The organism is Devosia faecipullorum, from assembly GCF_015158295.1.
GTDB classification, from domain to species: Bacteria; Pseudomonadota; Alphaproteobacteria; order Rhizobiales; family Devosiaceae; genus Devosia; species Devosia faecipullorum.
In genome coordinates this window covers 1,058,053-1,078,238 of sequence record NZ_JACDXV010000001.1, presented here as the reverse complement: position 1 = coordinate 1,078,238, position 20,186 = coordinate 1,058,053, and the positions used below count along the sequence as shown (strand labels likewise).

General features: G+C 62.1%; 19 protein-coding genes. 7 read left to right on the top strand and 12 right to left on the bottom strand.

Translation table 11 applies throughout. From position 1 onward, the window contains the following. Positions 1–177: 177 nt before the first annotated feature. The 9 genes from H0482_RS05355 to H0482_RS05315 form a co-directional block, all read right to left on the bottom strand. On the bottom strand, positions 178–336 hold the full coding sequence (locus H0482_RS05355) for a DUF3309 family protein (protein ID WP_193728958.1): 159 nt from the start codon (positions 334–336) through the stop codon (positions 178–180). A 45-nt stretch (positions 337–381) separates the two neighbouring features. Continuing rightward, entirely contained in the window at positions 382–549 is a 168-nt protein-coding gene (locus H0482_RS05350; RefSeq protein ID WP_193728957.1) for a hypothetical protein, read from the bottom strand. 124 nt (positions 550–673) lie between these two features. Further along, positions 674–2,260: an FGGY-family carbohydrate kinase gene (locus tag H0482_RS05345; protein ID WP_193728956.1), complete on the bottom strand. Its 1,587-nt coding sequence runs from the start codon at positions 2,258–2,260 to the stop codon at positions 674–676. A gap of 156 nt (positions 2,261–2,416) precedes the next feature. Then, positions 2,417–3,892 (bottom strand): mannitol dehydrogenase family protein, encoded by a 1,476-nt coding sequence (locus tag H0482_RS05340; RefSeq protein WP_193728955.1) that lies wholly within the window; start codon positions 3,890–3,892, stop codon positions 2,417–2,419. Positions 3,893–4,078: 186 nt separating this feature from the next. Next, a complete protein-coding gene (locus H0482_RS05335) occupies positions 4,079–5,080 on the bottom strand; it encodes an ABC transporter ATP-binding protein (RefSeq protein WP_193728954.1) in 1,002 nt (333 codons plus the stop codon). Positions 5,081–5,274: 194 nt separating this feature from the next. Then, complete coding sequence (locus tag H0482_RS05330; RefSeq protein WP_193728953.1) at positions 5,275–6,105, bottom strand: carbohydrate ABC transporter permease; 831 nt, start codon at positions 6,103–6,105, stop codon at positions 5,275–5,277. A 161-nt stretch (positions 6,106–6,266) separates the two neighbouring features. After that, entirely contained in the window at positions 6,267–7,139 is an 873-nt protein-coding gene (locus H0482_RS05325; protein WP_193728952.1) for a carbohydrate ABC transporter permease, read from the bottom strand. 283 nt (positions 7,140–7,422) lie between these two features. After that, positions 7,423–8,733, bottom strand: a complete 1,311-nt coding sequence (locus tag H0482_RS05320) for an ABC transporter substrate-binding protein (protein WP_193728951.1) — start codon at positions 8,731–8,733, stop codon at positions 7,423–7,425. 238 nt (positions 8,734–8,971) lie between these two features. Beyond that, complete coding sequence (locus tag H0482_RS05315; RefSeq protein WP_193728950.1) at positions 8,972–9,925, bottom strand: sugar-binding transcriptional regulator; 954 nt, start codon at positions 9,923–9,925, stop codon at positions 8,972–8,974. Between the two features lie 152 nt (positions 9,926–10,077). Here H0482_RS05315 and H0482_RS05310 point away from each other — a divergent pair, with 152 nt between their 5' ends. Beyond that, positions 10,078–10,755 (top strand): class I SAM-dependent methyltransferase, encoded by a 678-nt coding sequence (locus tag H0482_RS05310; protein ID WP_193728949.1) that lies wholly within the window; start codon positions 10,078–10,080, stop codon positions 10,753–10,755. Here H0482_RS05310 and H0482_RS05305 read toward each other — a convergent pair. The 3 genes from H0482_RS05305 to H0482_RS05295 form a co-directional block, all read right to left on the bottom strand. Beyond that, a complete protein-coding gene (locus H0482_RS05305; protein WP_193728948.1) occupies positions 10,743–11,156 on the bottom strand; it encodes a VOC family protein in 414 nt (137 codons plus the stop codon). The two genes, H0482_RS05310 and H0482_RS05305, sit on opposite strands and share 13 nt — an antisense overlap. 52 nt (positions 11,157–11,208) lie before the next feature. Continuing rightward, positions 11,209–12,042, bottom strand: a complete 834-nt coding sequence (sseA, locus tag H0482_RS05300) for a 3-mercaptopyruvate sulfurtransferase (RefSeq protein WP_193728947.1) — start codon at positions 12,040–12,042, stop codon at positions 11,209–11,211. A gap of 141 nt (positions 12,043–12,183) precedes the next feature. Beyond that, positions 12,184–13,200, bottom strand: a complete 1,017-nt coding sequence (locus H0482_RS05295; protein ID WP_193728946.1) for a LacI family DNA-binding transcriptional regulator — start codon at positions 13,198–13,200, stop codon at positions 12,184–12,186. Between the two features lie 491 nt (positions 13,201–13,691). Here H0482_RS05295 and H0482_RS05290 point away from each other — a divergent pair, with 491 nt between their 5' ends. From H0482_RS05290 to H0482_RS05265, 6 genes are all read left to right on the top strand, one after another. Beyond that, a complete protein-coding gene (locus H0482_RS05290; protein WP_193728945.1) occupies positions 13,692–14,960 on the top strand; it encodes an ABC transporter substrate-binding protein in 1,269 nt (422 codons plus the stop codon). Positions 14,961–15,090: 130 nt separating this feature from the next. Continuing rightward, a complete protein-coding gene (locus H0482_RS05285) occupies positions 15,091–16,074 on the top strand; it encodes a carbohydrate ABC transporter permease (protein WP_230989435.1) in 984 nt (327 codons plus the stop codon). Then, positions 16,074–16,919 (top strand): carbohydrate ABC transporter permease, encoded by an 846-nt coding sequence (locus H0482_RS05280; protein ID WP_193728944.1) that lies wholly within the window; start codon positions 16,074–16,076, stop codon positions 16,917–16,919. Before H0482_RS05285 ends, H0482_RS05280 begins: the two co-directional genes overlap by 1 nt. Before the next feature lie 5 nt (positions 16,920–16,924). After that, entirely contained in the window at positions 16,925–17,929 is a 1,005-nt protein-coding gene (locus H0482_RS05275; RefSeq protein WP_193728943.1) for an ABC transporter ATP-binding protein, read from the top strand. Between the two features lie 137 nt (positions 17,930–18,066). Beyond that, positions 18,067–18,855: a ThuA domain-containing protein gene (locus H0482_RS05270; RefSeq protein ID WP_193728942.1), complete on the top strand. Its 789-nt coding sequence runs from the start codon at positions 18,067–18,069 to the stop codon at positions 18,853–18,855. Positions 18,856–19,037: 182 nt separating this feature from the next. Beyond that, entirely contained in the window at positions 19,038–20,084 is a 1,047-nt protein-coding gene (locus tag H0482_RS05265) for a Gfo/Idh/MocA family protein (RefSeq protein ID WP_193728941.1), read from the top strand. Positions 20,085–20,186 lie beyond the last annotated feature (102 nt).

Here is a 20,186-nt window from a genome sequence, read left to right as displayed (position 1 = left end):
GGTAATCTGGATGAAAATGCATGGGGCTCAAGGCGGGTTGCATTTTCAGTTCAAGACATGTCCCGACAGGCTTTCACCTGTCGGGACGCTGACAGCGGATTGAACGGGGGGGCGACTTGCCCAATCCGCGATGTTGGAAATCTGTTTGGCGAGGCGAATGCCGCGCCGACGCAAGGGCTAGATGCGACCCATAAGCACAAGGATCAGCACGACGATCAGCACCACGCCCAGGATGCCAGACGGGAAATAGCCGAAGCCGCGTGAATATCCCCAGCTCGGCAGGGCGCCGATGAGCAGGAGAATGAGAATAATGATGAGAATGGTGCCAAGCGTCATGTAACCCTCCGGTAATTGCAGCAAACCGCCTGGGCGGCTCTTGCTCTAAAGCAGCGACACGAGCAGCGCTGTGGCGGCCACGAGGATGAGTGCAGCCGGCAGCAGCGCCATGGCGACCTCCGCAAAACGGGGCTGGTGATCGAAACCGTCCGATGCCCACACCGAGGTGGAGCGACCTGCATCTTCAAGGGTTCTGATCTGAAACTCGTTCATCTTCGTCTCCTGCGCGGCCAATGGCTCGCATGGGAGAAGAAACGAGAAAGGGGAAATTTGGTTCCCTGGGGACGATGAGTGAAGCTTGCCCGGCGATGAGTGAAGCGCCGGTGGCGACGTGGCCCTAAGCCATGGCGTCGATTGCCTGGCGTTGCGCCAGCATGGTCAGGAAGATGCGGTAATCGCGGTCGAACTGGCTCCTTGCCGCGGGATCGGGCGCATGACGCTTGCCGCCCTGATGCATGGCGCGGCAGGCATGGTCGAGGCTCGGATAAAGGCCGGCGGCATTGGCGGCGATCATGGCCATGCCCAGAAGTGTCGCGTCGGGCGTATTGGGTTCGATGACCGTGCAGCCAATGGCGTTGGCATAAAGCTCCATCAGCAAAGGGTTTTTGGTGTGCCCGCCGATGATGTGAAGATGGTCGACGGTGTAATTGGCCTGACGCATGGCGTCGATGATGTGCCGGATGCCAAGCGCGATGCCGACGCAAGTGCGCCAGTAGAGCCGGCACAGGCTGTCGAAATCGCTGTCGAGCGTCAGGCCGGAAATCACGCCCAAGGCATTGGGATCGGCGAGCGGCGAGCGATTGCCGTGAAAATCGGGCAGGACATGCAGGCGGTCCGCGAGGGAAAGTCCTTCAATGGCGCGGAGTTTCTGGACCCGTTCGACAATCGCACGGTGGCGGTCGGGGCTGGGCTCGCCGCCGGCGGCATGCCAGCGCACGATATGGTCGAGCAACGCGCCGGAGGCGGATTGTCCGCCTTCCAATTGCCAAAAATTGTCGAGGATCGTGCCGAGATGCGGCCCCCAAATGCCTCTGATTGCTGCATTTTCCGCCGACATGGCCATGACGCAGCTTGAGGTTCCGGCAATGAGCGCGCAATGGCGGTGGAGCTGTTCCGGCGTGTCAGAAAGCGCCCCAAGCTCGGCCAGTGCGCCAGCATAGGCGTCGACGACGCCGGCCCCGACGCGGCACCTGATATCGAGGCCAAGCTGGGCGGCGGCTTCGGCAGTCAAGGGCCCCAGATCGGACCCGACAGGCGAGGCTTTTTCGGGCAAAGCGGCCTTTTCGAGCAGGTCTTCAAGACCGACCTGAGCCAGGAAATCGGCTTTCCAGCCAATGGCTTGGTGCGGAAGATAGGTCCATTTTGTCGCCAGGGTGCATTGCGAGCGGGCCAGCGAACCGGTGGCTTTCCAGGACAGGAAATCGGCGAGGTCGAACATCATCCCGGCGCGGGACCAGCTCTCCGGCAGGTGGCGCTTGAGCCATATCAGCTTGGGCACTTCCATTTCCGGGGACATGACGCCGCCGATATAATCGAGCACTTCATGGCCGGTTCGGGTGCATTCCTCGGCTTCGGAGAGGGCGCGATGATCGAGCCAAACTATTGTATCCCAACGATCATTTCCATCGAGCGAGACAGTGACGGGCGCGCCTGCCGCATCGCGCACGACCAGGGAACAGGTGGCGTCGAAACCAATGCCGACCACGTCCGCCGGCGCGGCTCCGGCCGAAGCCATGGCGCCACGGACGGCCTGGCAGACCGCCGACCAGATCTGGGTGCTGTCATGCTCAGCGAAATTGGCGTCCCGGCGCCGCATTTCAATAGGATTTTCGTGACGTGACAGGAGTTTACCGTCACGTGTAAAAACTCCGGCGCGGGCGCTGCCCGTTCCGACATCCACTCCCACCAGGAGGTCTTGCGACACGCTGGCCTCTCTTGTTCGGTCCGGCGCGGACCTTAGCCGAACCTATCGGGAGGGGCTAGAGCGGCGGGCGTTCTATCGAACGCAGAGTGCCGCTCTAGCTTTTTGTAATCGCATCGTTTTTTGCAGAAAACCGGATTCCACTTTCTGCACGATGCTCTAGAGGCGGTCGGCAAGATAGGCTTCCAGTGTCGCAATCGTGCCGTTTTTCCATATAAAGTTCAGGCACTTGGCAAAGGCAGAGGAGAAGGCGGCGCTGGCCGCGAGTTCGCCATAGATGTCGCCCATTTCCAGCCAGGCAGCGGAATTGTCGCGGGCCTTGATGGCATGCGCCTGCAGCTTTCCCCAATTGGGGTCATTTGGCTCGATTTTCGTGCCGCTTTCCGTCTCGCCATAGCAATAACGGCACCAGAAAGCCGACACCAAAGCCAGTCCCGTTAACGGACTGTCAGCATTTGCGCGGTCGAGGGCCGAGGGCACGATGAACTTGGGCTGGCGGTTGGAACCATCGAGCGCGAGACGACGGATCGTGTCGCCGATCTTGGGATTGGCGAAGCGTTTTTCGCAGAGAGCGAAATAGGCAGCGAGGCCGGTATCGGGCACGGGCGGCACGATGGGGATGATCTCCTCGGCCTCGACTTTTTTGAGGAAGGCGGAGACGAGGGGATGGTTCATCGCCTCATGGACGAAATGAATGTCGAGCAGACCGGCCGGATAGGCGATGGTGGCGTGGCCGCCATTGAGAATGCGGATTTTCATATGCTCGTAGGGAGCAACGTCGGCGACGAATTGCACGCCGACCTTTTCAAGCGCCGGGCGGCCAGCGGGAAAATTGTCCTCCAGAACCCATTGGCTGAACTGCTCGCAGAAGACCGGCCATTCATCCTCGATGCCGAATTGATCGGCGAGGAGCTTTTTCTCCCGCGCGGAGGTGGCGGGGGTGATGCGGTCGACCATGCCATTGGGAAAGGCGACGGATGATTTGACCCAGTCGGCCAGGGCGGGATCGATCAGGGCGGCGAGCCCTGCCACGGCGTTTTCGGTGACGTGGCCATTGCCGGGAATGTTGTCGCAGCTCATCACGGTGAACGGGACGATGCCCGCGTCGCGGCGTTTAGCTAGGGCTGCGAGGATGAGGCCAAAGGCGGTTTTGGGCGTATCGAAATGGGCGGCGTCCCAGGCAATGTCGGGATGGGCGGGATCGAATTTCTGCGATGCCGGATCGATGTAATAGCCGCCCTCGGTAATGGTCAGCGAGACGATGCGGATGGCGGGATCGATCAGGGCGGCGATGATGGCCTGGCTGTCGCCGGGTTCGAGATAATCGACCATGACGCCGGTAATGCGGGCAGCGCTGCTGTCGGCTTCCTGTTCGACGACGGCGGTCAGCCAGTCCTGCCGGGCCAGGGCGTCGCGCATGGCGGCGTCCGAGGCGCGGGTGCCGGCGCCGATAATGGCCCAGTCATGGCCCTCGCCCTTGTTGAACAGGGCGTCGAGATAGACCGCCTGATGGGCGCGGTGAAAATTGCCGACGCCGAAATGGATTATGCCGGGCGTGAGGCCGGCGCGGCTGTAATTCGGAATGGCGGCGCTGTCGATGGCGGGCAGGGCGGCGAGGGAGAGTTTGGTGGTCATTTCAATCTTGACCCCAGTGGAAGGGGGAATGGAGGTTCCCGCTTTCGTGGAAATGACATTGAGAGGGAAACGAGATCTTTCCATTCGTCGTCATTGCCCGGCTTGTCCGGGCAATCCAGCCTGCGGCGGAATGGATCACCGGGACAGGCCCGGTGATGACGAAGGAGGGGCGGGAGTGGTGCATGGTCAGATCGCCTTGCCCGCTGCATCGAATTTGTAGATGCGGTTGGGATCGGGGGTGAGCCAGATGGTTTCGCCGTGGGTGAAGGTGCGGTCGCCATCGGTGCGGACGGTGAGCAGGCCGAAATCGGACTGGACGTGGAGAAAGGTGTCGCTTCCGAGCAGTTCGGCGACATTGACCTTGCCCTGCCATTGCCCGGCGCCCTGTGTGGTCGAGAGGGCGAAATGCTCGGGCCGCACGCCGATGGCATGGGCATCGTGCTTGGCTGCTTCCGCGCCATCGATGAAATTCATCTTCGGGCTGCCGATGAAACCGGCGACGAAGCGGTTGGCGGGCTTGTTGTAGAGTTCGAGCGGGGAGCCGAATTGCTCCACATTGCCGGCATTGAGCACCACGATGCGATCGGCCATGGTCATGGCTTCCACCTGATCGTGGGTCACATAGATCATGGTGGTCTTCAATTGCTGGTGCAGTTCGGTGATTTCGAGCCGCATATTGACGCGCAGGGCAGCGTCGAGATTGGACAAAGGCTCATCGAACAGGAACGCCTTGGGTTCGCGCACGATGGCCCGGCCAATGGCGACGCGCTGGCGCTGGCCGCCGGACAGGGCGCGCGGACGACGATCGAGATAGGATGTGAGGTTGAGAGTGCGGGCCGCGTAATCGACTTTTTTGTCGATTTCGGCCTGGGGGAGTCGCGCCATCTTGAGCGGAAAGGCGATGTTGTCGCGCACGCTCATATGCGGATAAAGCGCATAGGACTGGAACACCATGGCGAGGCCCCGCCGGGCCGGAGGCGCGTCGGTGACGTCCTCTCCATCGAGCCGGATATGGCCTGAACTGGTGTCTTCGAGCCCCGCGATGAGGCGCAAAAGGGTGGACTTGCCGCAGCCCGAGGGGCCGACAAAAACGACGAATTCGCCGTCCTTGATGTCGAGGGAGATGTCCGGGATGACCTGGACTTCACCGAAGGACTTGTTGACGTGTTCGAGGGTGATGGAGCCCATGTTTTAGTCCTCCGAAGGCGAATGGTTGCGCGCGGATAGTGAGGCCAGCGCCTCCCTCCCCCCTGAGGGGAGGGAATGAGGGTGGGGGTGTTGAGCTCGCCATGAGCTCGGTATGTGTGGCGACCGTAGCACCCCCACCCCAACCCCTCCCCTCAAGGGGGAGGGGCTAGAAAGAACCGATGTTCCGGTGCCCCTCATTTCACCGCTCCGAATGTGAGGCCGCGTACGAGTTGCTTCTGGCTGAACCAGCCGAGCAGCAGGATGGGGGCGATGGCCAGCAGCGAAGCGGCGGAAAGTTTGGCGAGGAAGAGGCCTTGGGGCGAGGAGAAGGAGGAAATGAAGGCGGTGAGCGTGCCGGCGCGGCCCGAGGTCAGGGTGATGGTCCAGAAGGCCTCGTTCCAGGCCAGGATGACGTTGAGCAGCAAGGTCGAGGCGATGCCGGGCACGGCCATGGGCACGAGGACGTGGACGATCTCGTTCCAGAGTTCGGCCCCGTCCATGCGGGCGGCTTCGAGGATGTCGACCGGGATTTCCTTGAAATAGGTATAGAGCATCCAGATGATGATCGGCAGGTTGATCAGCGTCATGATGATGGTGAGGCCGTGCAGCGTGTCGAGCAGGCGCAGGTCGCGGAAAATCAGGTAGATCGGGATCAGCACGCCCACGGCCGGCATCATCTTGGTGGAGAGCATCCACATCAGGATGTCCTTGGTCCGCTTGCTGGGCGCAAAGGCCATGGACCAGGCCGCCGGAATGGCGATGAGAAGGCCGAGCAGGGTGGAGCCGAAGGAGACGATGATCGAATTGATCGCGTGCTTGATATAGTCGGAGCGATCCTGCACGGCGCCGAAATTTTCCAGCGTGAAGGTTTGCGGCAGGAAAGTGGGCGGAGTGGCGATGGCCTCGGCTTCGGTCTTGAAGGCGGTGAGGATGGTCCACAGGATCGGCGAGAACAAAGCCAGGGCGATGGCCCAGGCGAGGACGGTGAAGCCGATACGGGTGGAAGTGGGGACGCGGCGGGCCATTTTAGATGATCTCCCCCGCGAAAGCGGTTTTATCAGTCGTCGTCATTGCCGGGCTTGTCCCGGCAATCCATTTGCCGGGGCGCCGCATGGACCACCGGGACAAGCCCGGTGGTGACGATAGATTGGAGGGAATGGTGCTCGATGAAGCTAGGGACTGTCTCTTACGCATCGAGGTTCTTCCCCACAGCGCGCATCAGGAAGATGGCGACGATATTGGCGATGATGACGGCGACGACGCCACCGGCGGAACCGGCGCCGATGTCATTGGACAAGATGCCGGTGCGGAAGACGAGGAAGGCGATATTGGTCGAGGCATAGCCGGGGCCGCCGCCAGTGGTGACGCGGATTTCGGCGAAGATGCCCAGCAGGAAAATGGTCTGGATGAGAATGACGATGGTGATCGCCCGGGCCATGTGCGGCAGGATGATGTAGCGGAAGCGGTTCAGCGCATTGGCGCCGTCCATTTCGGCGGCCTCGCGCTGTTCCTCGGACAGCGATTGCAGGGCGGTCAGCAGGATCAATGTCGCAAAGGGCAGCCATTGCCAGGCGACGATGACGATGACCGAAAATAGCGGATATTGCGAAAACCAATCCACCGGCTGGAGGCCGAACGCCTTCCACAGATGGCCGAGCATGCCATAGCCGGGATGCATGAAGCCGTTCTTCCAGATCAGCGCCGCAACGGGCGGCATGACGAAAAACGGCGAGATGACGAGGATGCGCAATATGCCCTGGCCCCAGATGGGCTGATCGAGCAGCAGCGCCAGGAACGTGCCCCCGACCACGGTGATCAGCAACACGCCGCCGACCAGGAAAAGCGTATTGAGCAGGGCCTGGGTGAAGCTGGGATCGCCGATGACGTAGATATAATTTCCCCAGCCGGCAAAGCCCGTCATCATCGGATTGATGAGGCTGTAATTCTGGAAACTGAACCACAGGGTCATGACCAGCGGCACGGCCATCCAGACCAGCAGCACGATGACGGCGGGGGCCATCATGGTGCGGGCGAGGAGGCGGGTTTGTCTCGTGGCCATTTTTGCGTGATCTCCTGATGACCAAAGGGCCGATCAAAAACTCCGGGCTGTCTTCGGACTTGATCCGAGGACCAGTCGCCACACCTGCCGGGTTGATAGTGGCCCTCGGGTCAGGCCCGAGGGCAGCGTTGTGGGTATGCGTGCATTCGTCGGAAATTCCGCCCGGCCGGCTGAAGGGCACCCGGCCGGGCGGCAGTCGTCGGGCCATTCGCGCATAGCGCTCAAGGCCTTCTCACCTAAATTCGCTCCACCGGAGCGAATTTAGGTGCGGCGCGGCTCGAAGTTACTTGATGTAACCGGCGCGGGTCATGTCGCGGGTGGCGGCGTCCTGGGCCTGGGCCAGGGCGTCGTCAGCAGACATTTGCCCGGCCAGAGCCGCCGAGAACAGCTGACCGACATTGGTGGCCGTGCCGGCAAATTCGGGGATGGCCACGAATTGCACGCCCACATAGGGCACCGGCTTGACCGAGGGGTGGTTGGGATCGGCGGCGTAGATGGAGCCCAGCGTCATCTCGGCGAAGGGCGCGGCGGCCTTGTATTCGGGGTTCTCATAGAGCGAGATGCGGGTGCCCGGAGGCACATTGGCCCAGCCATCCTTCTCGGCCACCAGGGCCAGGTAATCCTTGCTGGTCGCCCAGTTGATGAAGGCTTCGGCGGCCTCGGCATTCTGCGAAGATGCGGGAATGGCCAGCGACCAGGCCCAGAGCCAATTGCCGCGCTTGCCCAGGCCATTGTCGGGGGCGAGGGCGAAGCCGACCTTGTCGGCGACGGTGGAATCGGCGGGATTGGTGACGAAGGAGGCGGCGACGGTGGCGTCGATCCACATGCCGCACTTGCCCTGCTGGAACAGGGTCAGGTTTTCGTTGAAGCCGTTGGAGGAAGCGCCCGGAGGGCCGGCATCGGCCATCAGCGACAGATAGGTGTCGAGCGTGGCCTTCCATTCGGGCTGGTCGAACTGGGGTATCCAGTTTTCGTCGAACCAGCGCGCGCCGAAGGAATTGGACATGGCGGTGAGGAAGGCCATGTTCTCGCCCCAGCCGGCCTTGCCGCGCAGGCAGATGCCGTTGATGTCATTGGCGCGGTCAGTCATGGCGCGGGCCGCCTCGCCGATAAAGTCCCAGGTGGGGGCTTCCGGCATGGAGAGCCCTGCTTTTTCCATCAGGTCGGTGCGATACATGATGAAGGAGCTCTCGCCATAAAAGGGTGCGGCATAGAGCTTGCCATCGACCGAGAGGCCACCGCGGATCGGGGGCAGGAGGTCGTCGATGTCGTAATCAGGGTCGGCGGCGAGGCCGTCGAGCGGCTTCAGCCAGTTCTGCTTGGCCCAGATCGGCGCCTCATAGGTGCCGATGGTCATGATGTCATATTGGCCGCCATTGGTGGCGATGTCGGTGGTGACGTTCTGGCGCAGGGTGTTTTCCTCGAGCACAACCCAGTTGAGGCCGATGCCGGTTTCGTCGGTGAAGGCGCTGGACAGGCCCTGCATGCGGATCATGTCGCCATTGTTCACGGTGGCGATGGTGAGCGTCTGCGCCGAGGCCGAAGCGGTCAGGGCAAGCATGGTGGCGCCCACGAAAAGGGGTGTCAGTTTCATCATTATCCTCCCAAGGATCAAAGCGAGCATTTGCTTTGATGGTGAGCAGATGTTCACTAACGGACTGAGAGAGTCAAGCGGGATGGAAGGGAATTTTGTGCATTGGGGGCGTGAGTCGGGCGCGCTATTGCCGATCGGCGTGGCGATTGCTCAGGGTTTTGGATGCGCCGGCGCGCGCGGCCCGTGCGGTCACGCGCAGGAGCCGGGGCGGCAAGGCGGATGGGGCGATAAAAGCGGCTCAGGCCAAAAGCAGTTCGGCGGTGCGCTCGTCGGTGATCAGGCCATTGGCGAGGCGACGCTTGAGAGCGGCGCGGATGGCTTCGGCCTTGCGGCTGCCCATGGCGATGACGATGACGCGGCCGGTTTCGCGCGAGGGAATGGGGGCCGAGGCGACGCGCTCGTTGATGCTGGTTTCGAGGATGCGGCCCTCGGCGTCGAAGCACCAGCCGCAGATCTCGCCCACGGCCCCGGCCTTTTGCAGGGCCTTCTGCTCGGCCTCGCTGAGAAAGCCGTCGAGCAGGAGCGGCGCGTCGGGATCGAGATGGCTGACGCCGACAAAGCTGATATTGGCGCTGGCCGCCAAGGCCAGGGTCGAGCGGATCATGGGTTGCGAATGGAGCATTTCGCGCTCGCTGGCCGAGGAGGCAAAAACCGGCAGCGGCATGGGAAACGAGCGCGCCTTGACCGTGTCGGCGACGTTGAAAATGACGTTGTAGAAGGCGGCCGAACCATCGGGAGAAATATTGCCGGTGAGCGAAACCACCTTGTGATGAGGGCAATCCATGGGCTGGAGCTGCTCGACCGCCGCCTTGAGCGTGCGCCCGGTGCCGATGGCGATGACCTGCGGCTCAACCAGGCGCAGGCTGCGCTCGATTTCGGCGGCGCCGGCCTCGGCAATGCCGATCGTGGTGGAGGCATTGCTCGGATCGGAGGGCACGATTTCGCAATGGTCGAGCGCGAATCTGGTGCGCAGCCGTTCGGCCAGATCGAGGCAATGGCCGATGGGGTGATCGAGCCGGACCTTGATCAGGCCCTCGCTGACCGAGAGCGAGACCAGCCGCTGCGCCGATTGGCGGGAAATGCCCATTTTGGCGGCAATTTCCTCCTGGGTATTGCCGGCGACATAGTAGAGCCAGCCGGCGCGCGCGGCATCGTCGAGCCGTGTGGTGCCATTGTCCTGTCGCGCCGCCATGAGCATCCCCTGTCCTTGCGCGCGATTATTCGGATCGTGCGCCGTATCGCAAGGATATTTACCGGCCAATGCGGGAGCGGCCGCCGCGAGCCCGGATTGACGGCGCTTTTTTGGGGCAAGTATGTAGGTTTCATCATGGCTGGGAGCTGGCAATGACAAGGAATTTCTTCGATGCGCAGGCGGCGCACGGATATGCAGAACGGCCAAAGCGGCAGGTGCCGGGCTTGGAGAGCCTGCACCGCATGATCTCGATGCTGCTCGGCGAGCAGGTGCCGGAGGACGGGCGGGTGCTGGTGCTAGGGGCCGGCGGCGGGCTGGAGCTCAAGGCCCTGGCCGAGGCGCATGCAGGCTGGCGCTTCGATGGCATCGATCCTTCGGCGGAGATGCTGGCGCTGGCGAGGCAAATCGTCGGGCCGCTGGCGGAGCGGATGGCAATGCATGAAGGCTATATCGACGCTGCGCCCGAAGGCCCGTTTGACGGGGCGGTGAGCCTTCTGACCTTTCACTTCATCCCCCGGGACGAGCGGCTGGAAACCCTGCGGCAATTGCGGCGGCGGCTGCGGCCCGGCGCGCCGCTCCTGTTGGCGCATATCAGCTTTCCACAGGACGAGCCTGCGCGTTCGCAATGGATCGCGCGCCATGCGGGCTATTCCGAAGGCGTGACGGCAAGCGGGGCGCAATTGGACAATGCCCTGCGGGCCATGGGCAGCAAGCTAACGATTCTGCCGCCCGAGGAGGAGGAGGCGCTGCTGGCGGAAGCGGGGTTCGAGGATGTCAGCCTGTTTTATGCGGCGTTGAGTTTTCGCGGCTGGGTGGCCTATTCGCGGTAATTGGGAACATCGCCCCGCCAGCAGGCCTCGATATTGTTTCCGTCGGGATCGAGCACGAAAGCCCCGTAATAATCGCCCGCGCCCGGCCGTGGACCCGGCGCGCCATTGTCGGTGCCGCCACCTGCGATGGCGGCCAGGTGAAACGTATCGACCATCGCCTTGCTGCGCGCCTGAAAGGCGACATGCATCTGGTTGAGGCCGGCGCGGGAGCCATCCACCCAATAGGATGGCCGCGTGACGCCGATCCAGAGATAGGGAATCCGCTCCTCGGCGCTTTTGCCGAAAACGAAGGATTCTGGGCCGTTATCGGCCGTTTGTAGTTCGAGCGCCGTGGCTATGGCGTCATAAAAGCGGCGCGCCCTGGCCAGATCGGTAACGACGATGCCGGTGTGGTCGAGCATTCGGAACCCTTTCCATTGCCTGCTGAAAGCCGGGGCTTTCGCGCCCTTGGGATCAGCTTTCCACCTCGGCATCGGGACGCGCGCCCCATTCGGCCCAGGAGCCGTCATAGACGGCGACATTTTCGGCTCCCGCCTGTTCGAGCGCCAGGGCCAGGGTGACCGCGGTAATGCCGGAGCCGCAGGAGGTGATGATGGGGCGGGCGAGATCGACGCCGCGCTCGGCAAAGAGATTGCGCAGCGCTTCAGGACTTTTCAGCATGCCGTGTTCGGTCAGCAGGCTCACGGGCACATTGAGGCTGCCCGGGATATGGCCGGGGCGCAGGCCGGCGCGCGGCTCGGGCGCTTCGGCATGGAAGCGGGGCGCAGGGCGGGCATCGATGATCTGGCTGGCGGAATCGCGGGAGCGGGCGGCGACGGTTTCGAACGCGGCGGCAGCCGCAGGGTTGAGATGCGCACGGAATTCAGCGGGGCGGCGCGTGACCAGTCCGGTTTCGATGGGGCGACGCTCGGCGCGCCATTGCGGGCCGCCGCCTTCGAGAATGCGCACGTCGCGCGCGCCGAAGGCACGGAAGGTCCACCAGACGCGGGGCGCGCTGAACAGGCCGACCTCGTCATAGACCACTATGGTCATGTCCTGGGAAATGCCGAGCGCGCCGACCGCGCGGGCAAAATCGGCTGGCGATGGCAGCATATGGGGCAGGTTGGTATCGGTGTCGGCGATGGCGTCGATGTCGAAAAAGACGGCGCCGGGAATGTGCCCGTCCAGATATTCGGCCTGGGCGTTGCGGGCGGAATTGGGCATGTGCCAGGAGCCGTCCACGACCACGATATTGGGATCGGACAGGCGCTCAGCAAGCCAAGCGGAAGTGACGAAGGGAGAGGTCATGAATAGGCTCCATGGCTGCGGCCAGTTCGCCGCACCGTTCCGTCCCGGAAGAGGGGCGCAGGCTTCGATCCGATCCTCGTCTTGGTAGCGCTCCCGCCAAGGGTACGGCAAGCGCTATTGCAGCAAGAGGGGATGTCTTGATCAGCCCGGAGCCGGGCCCGAGCTTTGGCGCAGGACCAGTTCGACCGGCCAGAGCTCGTGCACGTCGCCCACCGGCTTGCCGCTAAGCACCTGAATGACCAGTTCGGCGATGCGGGTGCCGGCATGACGCATCGAGGAGCGCGTCGTGGACATGGTTGGATACATGTTGTCGGCGTTGAGATAGGGGAAGACGTCGTCATGAGCGATCATGGAGATGTCGCTGCCCAGCTCGAGCCCTGCCTGGCGAATGGCGCGGAAAATGCCCAGCGCCGTCATCATCGAACCGGCGAGGAAGGCGGTGGGGCGGGCGCGCAATTCCAGCATGGACTGGGCCATGCGGAAGGCAATTTCGTCGGTGAAGGCCGAATTGACGATCAATTTGCGGTCAAAAGCAACGCCGCGCGAGGAGAGCGCGGCCAGATAGCCCAATTCGCGATGCTCGGAGAAGGTCTGGCCCTTGTGACCGTTGAACAGGGCGATGCGCTTGTGGCCGAGATCGAGCAGATGACTGGTGGCGCGTTCGAGCGCGCCGGTATTGTCGATGTCGAGCCAGGCGAGGGGGCGGCCGATATCGGTGCGGCCATGCAGGACGAAAGGCATCTTGAGATCGAGCAGCAATTCGGCCCGCTCGTCGCGCAGGGTCGGGGAATGCAGCACCACGGCATCGACCTTCTGGCTGGCGGCGAGACGCCGATAGGCCGCCAATTCCTCCTGCTGGCTGGCCACGGTGGTGACGAGGACGTCAATCTCGCGATTGGCCATATAGGAGCCGAAGCCGGAGAGGAATTCCGACATATGGGGGCCAAGCTCGTCGGCCCCGCGCAAAACCAGGCCGATGGCGCCGGCCCGCCCGGTGGCGAGACGCAGCGCCGAGGCATTGGGTCGATAGCCCAGACTGTCGGCGGCCTCGGCCACGCGGCGGCGGGTCACCTCGTTGACCTCGGGATAATTGTTGAGCGCGCGGCTCACTGTGGTCTGCGACAGGCCGAGATGCTCGGCGAGGTCTTTCAGTCTCATGGCGAAATCTGGCCCGGAATGGCGAATTGCTCCGGCGCGTATCGCCAGAGAACTGGCCGCACAAAACCGGGTTTCCTTGCCATTAGGGCAGGCAGCGTCCTTTGAACAGCACTAGCCGCCATCTCCTCCGAGGATTATTCAAAGCGATTTCAAATCGGATGACAAGAGGGATAAGGCGCGGCAATTTTCTGAGGTGCGTACATCATGCGGCGGCGTGAAAAAGTTAATATGTTCACAACGCGATATTATCTAATCTCTTGAATTATATATGTATTTTGATGATAGTTCGAAAAATTCCTAAAATCCAAGACAGGTGCCGCTTGACAGCGTGTGGGCTCTCTGGTTCTTTTTCATTCAAAGCGCTTTAAATTGATCGGCACATCCAGATCGGCCAGGCGCTTTTAGGGAGGGGGCATCGGCCAAGCGCAGGACAGCGCGCGGCCCTATCGGTGTGCCCTTCCGGAATGCGATTCTTTCGGGAGGATTTCCAAATGACACTGAAGAAACTGCTCGTCTCAATGCTGGCGAGCGTGACCCTGGTGGGCGGCGCTGTGCAGGCCGCCGAGCTTTCCATCGTTTCCGGCGATACCGGGACCGGGCTGGCCTTCCTGCGCAGCCAGCTGGACCGTTTCGAGGCGGAAACCGGCCACACGGTCAATGTCGTGCCCATGCCGTCATCGACCTCCGACCAGTTCGGCCAGTACCGCCTGTGGCTCGCCGCCGGCAATACCGATATCGACGTCTATCAGACCGACGTGATCTGGGCGCCGCAGCTTGCCGATCAATTCCTCGACCTGACCGAAGCGGCTGCCGATATTGCCAGCCAGCACTTTCCCTCCATCATCGAGTCGCAGACCGTGGACGGCAAGCTCGTCGCGCTGCCGGCCTTTACCGACGCTCCGGCGCTGTTCTATCGCAAGGATCTGCTGGAAAAGTATGGCAAGTCCGTGCCGACCACCTGGGCAGAACTCGAAGCCACCGCCAAGGAAGTCATGGATGGCGAGCGTTCCGGGGGCAACCAGGACATGTGGGGCTTCGTCTTCCAGGGCAATGCCTATGAAGGCCTGACCTGCAATGCCCTTGAATGGGTGATGTCCAACGGCGGTGGCCAGATCGTGGAAGCGGACGGCACCATCTCGATCAACAATGCGAATGCCGCCGCCGCGATCGATCGCGCCGCCACCTGGATCGGCACCATCTCGCCGGAAGGCAACCTGGCCTATCAGGAAGAAGAAAGCCGCGGTGTCTGGCAGCTTGGCAATTCGGTGTTCATGCGCAACTGGCCCTATGCCTATGCGCTGGGCAATGGCGACGACTCGGCCGTGAAGGGCAAGTTTGACGTGGCGCCGCTCCCCGCCGGTGACGCGGAAGGTTCGCGTTCTGCCGCAACACTGGGCGGCTGGAACGTTGCCGTTTCCAAGTATTCGCCAGATCCGGAAGCGGCTATCGAGCTGGCCAAGTTCCTGGCTTCGGCCGACGTGCAGAAGGAGCGTGCCATCCAGCAGTCGAACCTGCCGACCATTGAGGCGCTCTATGATGACGCCGATGTGCTGGCCGCTTCGCCGTTCATGGCCAATTGGAAGGAAATCTTCCAGAACGCTGTGCCGCGTCCGTCCGCTCCGACCAAGACCGATTACAACGAGGTTTCCTCGATGTTCTGGAGCGCGGTCCACAACACCCTTTCGGGCAACGGTTCGGCAGCCGAAAATCTCGAACTGCTCGAAGCCGATCTCGAAGATCTCAAGGGCAGCGGCTGGTAAGTCCTCGCCAGTCGCCCAAAAGCCCCTCCCGGTTCGCGCCGGGAGGGGTTTGTGATCAAGCCTGTGGTTCTGGCCCGGATGATCCGGCGGCCGGTGCCAGGGGCGCCGACTGACCCGGCAGGGGGAGAAAATGACGACAGAAGCCATGTCGAGCGCGACAGCGAGGCCGGGACGGCCCGAGCGCTCCGAACTGATGAAGCAGCGCCTGGCCGCAGCCCGCTGGTTTCTTCTGCCGATGATGGCGGCGCTGGCGGTGGTGGCCGGCTGGCCATTGCTGCGATCCATCTGGTTTTCATTCACCGATGCGTCGCTGACCGATCTTTACGGGTCCGAATTCGTCGGCTTCGGCAATTACCTGCGCTGGACGGTGCTCGAAAGCACAGGCGCGGTGCGCTATCGGGGCCTGCTGGTCGATCCGGCCTGGTGGAATGCGGTGTGGAACACGCTGCGCTTTGCGGTCATTTCAGTCAGCCTCGAAGCCGTGCTTGGCATGGTGGTGGCGCTGGTTCTCAATGCCGAATTCAAGGGGCGCGGCATCGTGCGCGCCGCCATTCTCATCCCCTGGGCCATTCCGACCATCGTGTCGGCCCGCATGTGGGGCTGGATGCTGAACGACCAGTTCGGCATCATCAACGACATCATGATCAATCTGGGCCTGATCAGCCAGAAAATTGCCTGGACGGCGAGCCCTGACACGGCGATGACTGCGGTTTTGATCGTGGATATCTGGAAGACCACGCCGTTCATGGCGCTGCTGATCCTGGCCGGCTTGCAGATGATCCCCAAGGATATCTACGAGGCCGCCGAAATCGACGGCGTGCATCCGATCAAGCAATTTTTCAGGATCACGCTGCCGCTGGTGCGCCCGGCGCTGATGGTGGCCATCATTTTCCGCCTGCTCGATGCCTTGCGTATTTTCGACCTGATCTATGTGCTGACGCCCAATAGCGTCGCCACCAAGACCATGAGCGTGCTGGCGCGGGAAAACCTCTTCGACTTTGACAATTTCGCCTATGGCTCGGCGATGTCGACGCTGTTGTTCCTGATCATCGCGCTGATGACCGTTCTCTATATCTGGCTGGGCCAGGTGCGCTTCGACGGGGGAGACCGCTAATGGGCGCGACATTCGATCTCTGGAAAATCACCAAGACCGTCCTGTTCTATGCGCTGGTCGTGTTCATAGTCGTGGTGTCGGTATTCCCGTTCTATTACGCGGTGCTGACCAGCTTCAAATCCGGAACCGATCTGTTCCGCGTCACCTATTGGCCGACTAATATCAGTTTTGCCAATTACGTGCAGGTGTTCACCCAGGGCAGCTTCGTGCAGAACCTGCTGAACTCGGTATTCGTCGCGACGGTGACGGTGCTCCTGGCGCTGTTCATGGCGGTCACGGCGGCCTTCGCACTGTCCCGAGTGCGCTTTGCGGGACGGGGCCTGTTGCTGATGACGATCCTTGCGGTCTCCATGTTCCCGCAGATCGCGGTGCTGGCGGGGCTGTTCGAGGTGATCCGCATGCTGGGCATCTACAATACGCCCTGGGCGCTGATCTTCTCCTATACGATCTTCACGCTGCCCTTCACCGTCTGGGTGCTGACCACGTTCATGCGCGAATTGCCGGTCGAGATCGAGGAAGCGGCGATTGTCGACGGGGCGACGCCCTGGGTGATCATCACGCGGGTGTTCATGCCGCTGATGTGGCCGGCGCTGGTGACCACCGGATTGCTGGCCTTTATCGGAGCCTGGAACGAATTCCTGTTTGCGCTCACTTTCACCTCGTCCAACATGACGCGCACCGTGCCGGTGGCCATCGCGCTGCTCTCGGGCGGGTCTCAATATGAAATTCCGTGGGGCATCATCATGGCCGCATCGGTGGTGGTCACCGTGCCGCTGGTGGTGCTGGTGCTCATCTTCCAGCGCAAGATTGTGTCCGGCCTCACCGCCGGCGGCGTCAAAGGGTAAGAAAAATGGCAAGCATAGAGCTGCGCAATGTCCGCAAGTCCTTCGGCGCGATCGAGGTCATCAAGGGGGTCGATCTCTCCATCAAGAAGGGCGAGTTCATGGTTTTCGTCGGCCCTTCGGGCTGCGGGAAATCCACGCTGCTGCGCCTGATCTCGGGGCTGGAGGACATCACTTCGGGCGACATGCTGTTCGATGGGCAGCGGGTCAATGCCTTGGCGCCGTCACGGCGCGGCATCGCCATGGTGTTCCAGTCTTATGCGCTTTACCCGCATATGACGGTCTATGAGAACATGGCGTTCGGGCTGACGCTGGAAAAAGGCCACGACAAGGATGAAATCCGGCGCCGGGTCGAAAAGGCCGCCGACATGCTGCAAATCCGGCAATATCTCGACCGGCTGCCCAAGCAATTGTCGGGCGGGCAGCGGCAGCGCGTGGCCATCGGCCGGGCGATCACCCGCGATCCGAAAGTGTTCCTGTTCGACGAACCGCTTTCCAATCTCGACGCGGCATTGCGCGTCGCCACGCGCATCGAGATCGCCAAGCTGCATGAGGGCATGCAGGAGGTCACGATGATCTATGTGACCCATGACCAGGTGGAGGCCATGACGCTGGCCGACCGCATCTGCGTGCTGCGCGACGGCATCGTCGAGCAGGTCGGCACGCCGATGGAGCTTTATGAGCGGCCGGACAGCATTTTCGTCGCCGGGTTCATCGGCTCGCCGAAGATGAATTTCCTCACCGGCGAAAAGGCGGAGAAATTCGGCTGCACGACGCTGGGCATTCGCGGCGAGCACATGAGCGTCCAGCCGGACGGCATCTGGGAAGGCAGCGTGATCCACACTGAAAATCTGGGTGCGGACAGCTATGTCTATCTGGAGATGGGCGCCGAAGAGCCCGTGGTGGTGCGGCTGGACGGCGCTGCCGAACACAAAAGCGGCGATGTGCTGCGCGTGTCGCCGATGGAGGACAAGATCCATCGGTTCGACGCCGCGGGCAAGCCGATCCGCTAGGCGATTGCAGGTGGGGGTGGCGGTGCAGAGTATCGACATCCCGTTGACCAATATCCAATCCCCGTGAGAACGGGACGATCAGAGACAATCAGGACATTTCCGGCGCCTCCCCGCCGGCATGGCACTAGGAGACTATCATGACCATCCGTACCCTGGTCTGGGGCGAAAACGTTCACGAACAGAAGAACAAGCAAGTCGCGGAAAATTATCCCAAAGGCATGCACAACCAGATCGCCTCGCTGCTGGCGTCCGATCCGAATATTTCGGTGAAGACCACGACCTTGCAGGAGCCAGAGCACGGCTGCACCGAGGAAGCGCTCCGCAATACCGACGTGCTGATCTGGTGGGGCCACGCCGCCCATGACCAGGTCGATGACGCGGCGGTCAAGCGCGTGATGGAGCATGTCTGGCAGGGCATGGGACTGATCGTGCTGCATTCGGGCCACCATTCCAAGGTGTTCAAGGGCCTGATGGGTTCGCCGGCCAACCTGCACTGGCGCGAGGCAGGCGAGCGCGAGCGGCTGTGGGTGGTCAATCCCGGCCATCCCATCGCCAAGGGCCTGCCGCCCTATTTCGAGCTTGAATACGAAGAAATGTACGGCGAGCCCTTCAGTGTGCCGGAGCCGCTGGAAACGGTGTTCGTGTCCTGGTTCCAGGGCGGCGAAGTGTTCCGAAGCGGCCTCACCTATCGCCGTGGCGCGGGCAATATCTTCTATTTCCGTCCCGGACACGAAACCTATCCGACCTATCACGACGCCAATGTCGGCCAGGTGCTGCGCAATGCGGTCAACTGGGCCTATGACGGGACGCGCCACGCGCATCTGATGAAGGCGCCGAATACGCCGGTGGGCGAGGCGATCGAAAAGATCGAGGAGCGCGGCCCCAAGCTGACCGCCGACATGCATGCCGGGGAAGTGAAGGCTTAGGCTGCCCCCTGCCAAGCGTCATTGCCCGGCTCGTCCGGGCAATCCATCTGGCCGAGAGCGCCATAGAAAGGTGGATCACCCGAACAGCCGGGTGATGACGATAGTTGAGAACGCGGTTCATTTTCCTCGAAGGAATGGGCCGTTGGACGTTGCAAGCGGGCTGCGGCCCAAGGAAGAAGACGATGCGGATCCTCATTCTGGGAACCGGCGGCATGGCCAATCAGCATGCAAGGCATTTTGCCGCCATCGACGGCGTGACCCTGGCGGGTGGCGTTGACGTCGATCCGGCGCGCGTGGAAGCCTTCAACGAGGTGCATGGCATTGAGCGCGGCTTCGGCTCGCTCGATGCGGCCCTGGCCTGGGGCGAGTTCGACGCGGTGGCCAATGTCACCCCCGATTCTATCCATCACCCGACAACCATGGCGGCCTTGGCCGCAGGCAAGCACGTCTTCTGCGAGAAGCCGCTGGCCACCGACCACGCCAAGGCCATGGAAATGACCGAGACCGCAGAGCGGCTGGGCCTGGTCAACATGGTCAACCTCACCTATCGCAATGTCGCGCAATTGCAGAAGGCCCGCGAGATCGTGACGTCGGGCGCGCTGGGTAAAGTCAAGCATTTCGAAGCCAGCTATCTGCAAAGCTGGCTGGTCTCGAAAGCCTGGGGCGATTGGCGCACCGAAAGCCAGTGGCTGTGGCGCCTGAGCAAGAAGCACGGCTCCAATGGCGTTCTGGGCGATATTGGTGTGCATATTCTCGATTTTGCCGCCTATGGCGCGGGCAGCGATTTCTCCAAGGTGTTCTGCCGGCTGGAAACCTTCGACAAGGCTCCCGGCAACCGGATCGGCGAATATGACCTCGACGCCAATGACAGCTTCGCCATGACGGCGCAGCTCGAAAACGGAGCGCTGGGTGTGATCCATGCCACGCGCTGGGCCACCGGGCATGTCAATGAATTGCGTCTGCGCGTCTATGGGGATCTGGGCTCGGTGGAAGTGCAGCACCGGCACGATTGGTCTAAGCTCTATACCTGCCTGGGCGAGGACGTGGAAACCAGCACCTGGAGCGAAGTGGCGGTGGACCCGGTGCCGACCAATTACCAGCGCTTCGTGGAGGCGGTACTGTCGGGCAAAAATCTCGAGCCCAGCTTCCGCCACGCCACCAATATCCAGAAGGTGCTGGACCTGGGAACGATCACCGAGCGGGACCGGACCGAGCATTCGGTCCTCTGATCATTTCATGGTCCAGCCGAAAGGCTGAAATGATCTCAGTATCTGTTTTGGCGTGTTCCGAACCGGAAAGCTGATATCCGTTTCTCCTGGAAACGCTGTAGG

Coding starts and splice junctions, on each gene's coding strand:
- H0482_RS05285 (WP_230989435.1), top strand. CDS start 15,091: ATGACGACAGAAGCCATGTCGAGCGCGACAGCGAGGCCGGGACGGCCC.
- H0482_RS05290 (WP_193728945.1), top strand. CDS start 13,692: ATGACACTGAAGAAACTGCTCGTCTCAATGCTGGCGAGCGTGACCCTG.
- H0482_RS05340 (WP_193728955.1), bottom strand. CDS start 3,892: ATGACCACCAAACTCTCCCTCGCCGCCCTGCCCGCCATCGACAGCGCC.
- H0482_RS05330 (WP_193728953.1), bottom strand. CDS start 6,105: ATGGCCCGCCGCGTCCCCACTTCCACCCGTATCGGCTTCACCGTCCTC.
- sseA (WP_193728947.1), bottom strand. CDS start 12,042: ATGACCTCTCCCTTCGTCACTTCCGCTTGGCTTGCTGAGCGCCTGTCC.
- H0482_RS05280 (WP_193728944.1), top strand. CDS start 16,074: ATGGGCGCGACATTCGATCTCTGGAAAATCACCAAGACCGTCCTGTTC.
- H0482_RS05270 (WP_193728942.1), top strand. CDS start 18,067: ATGACCATCCGTACCCTGGTCTGGGGCGAAAACGTTCACGAACAGAAG.
- H0482_RS05350 (WP_193728957.1), bottom strand. CDS start 549: ATGAACGAGTTTCAGATCAGAACCCTTGAAGATGCAGGTCGCTCCACC.
- H0482_RS05310 (WP_193728949.1), top strand. CDS start 10,078: ATGACAAGGAATTTCTTCGATGCGCAGGCGGCGCACGGATATGCAGAA.
- H0482_RS05335 (WP_193728954.1), bottom strand. CDS start 5,080: ATGGGCTCCATCACCCTCGAACACGTCAACAAGTCCTTCGGTGAAGTC.
- H0482_RS05275 (WP_193728943.1), top strand. CDS start 16,925: ATGGCAAGCATAGAGCTGCGCAATGTCCGCAAGTCCTTCGGCGCGATC.
- H0482_RS05305 (WP_193728948.1), bottom strand. CDS start 11,156: ATGCTCGACCACACCGGCATCGTCGTTACCGATCTGGCCAGGGCGCGC.
- H0482_RS05315 (WP_193728950.1), bottom strand. CDS start 9,925: ATGGCGGCGCGACAGGACAATGGCACCACACGGCTCGACGATGCCGCG.
- H0482_RS05295 (WP_193728946.1), bottom strand. CDS start 13,200: ATGAGACTGAAAGACCTCGCCGAGCATCTCGGCCTGTCGCAGACCACA.
- H0482_RS05320 (WP_193728951.1), bottom strand. CDS start 8,733: ATGAAACTGACACCCCTTTTCGTGGGCGCCACCATGCTTGCCCTGACC.
- H0482_RS05355 (WP_193728958.1), bottom strand. CDS start 336: ATGACGCTTGGCACCATTCTCATCATTATTCTCATTCTCCTGCTCATC.
- H0482_RS05265 (WP_193728941.1), top strand. CDS start 19,038: ATGCGGATCCTCATTCTGGGAACCGGCGGCATGGCCAATCAGCATGCA.
- H0482_RS05325 (WP_193728952.1), bottom strand. CDS start 7,139: ATGGCCACGAGACAAACCCGCCTCCTCGCCCGCACCATGATGGCCCCC.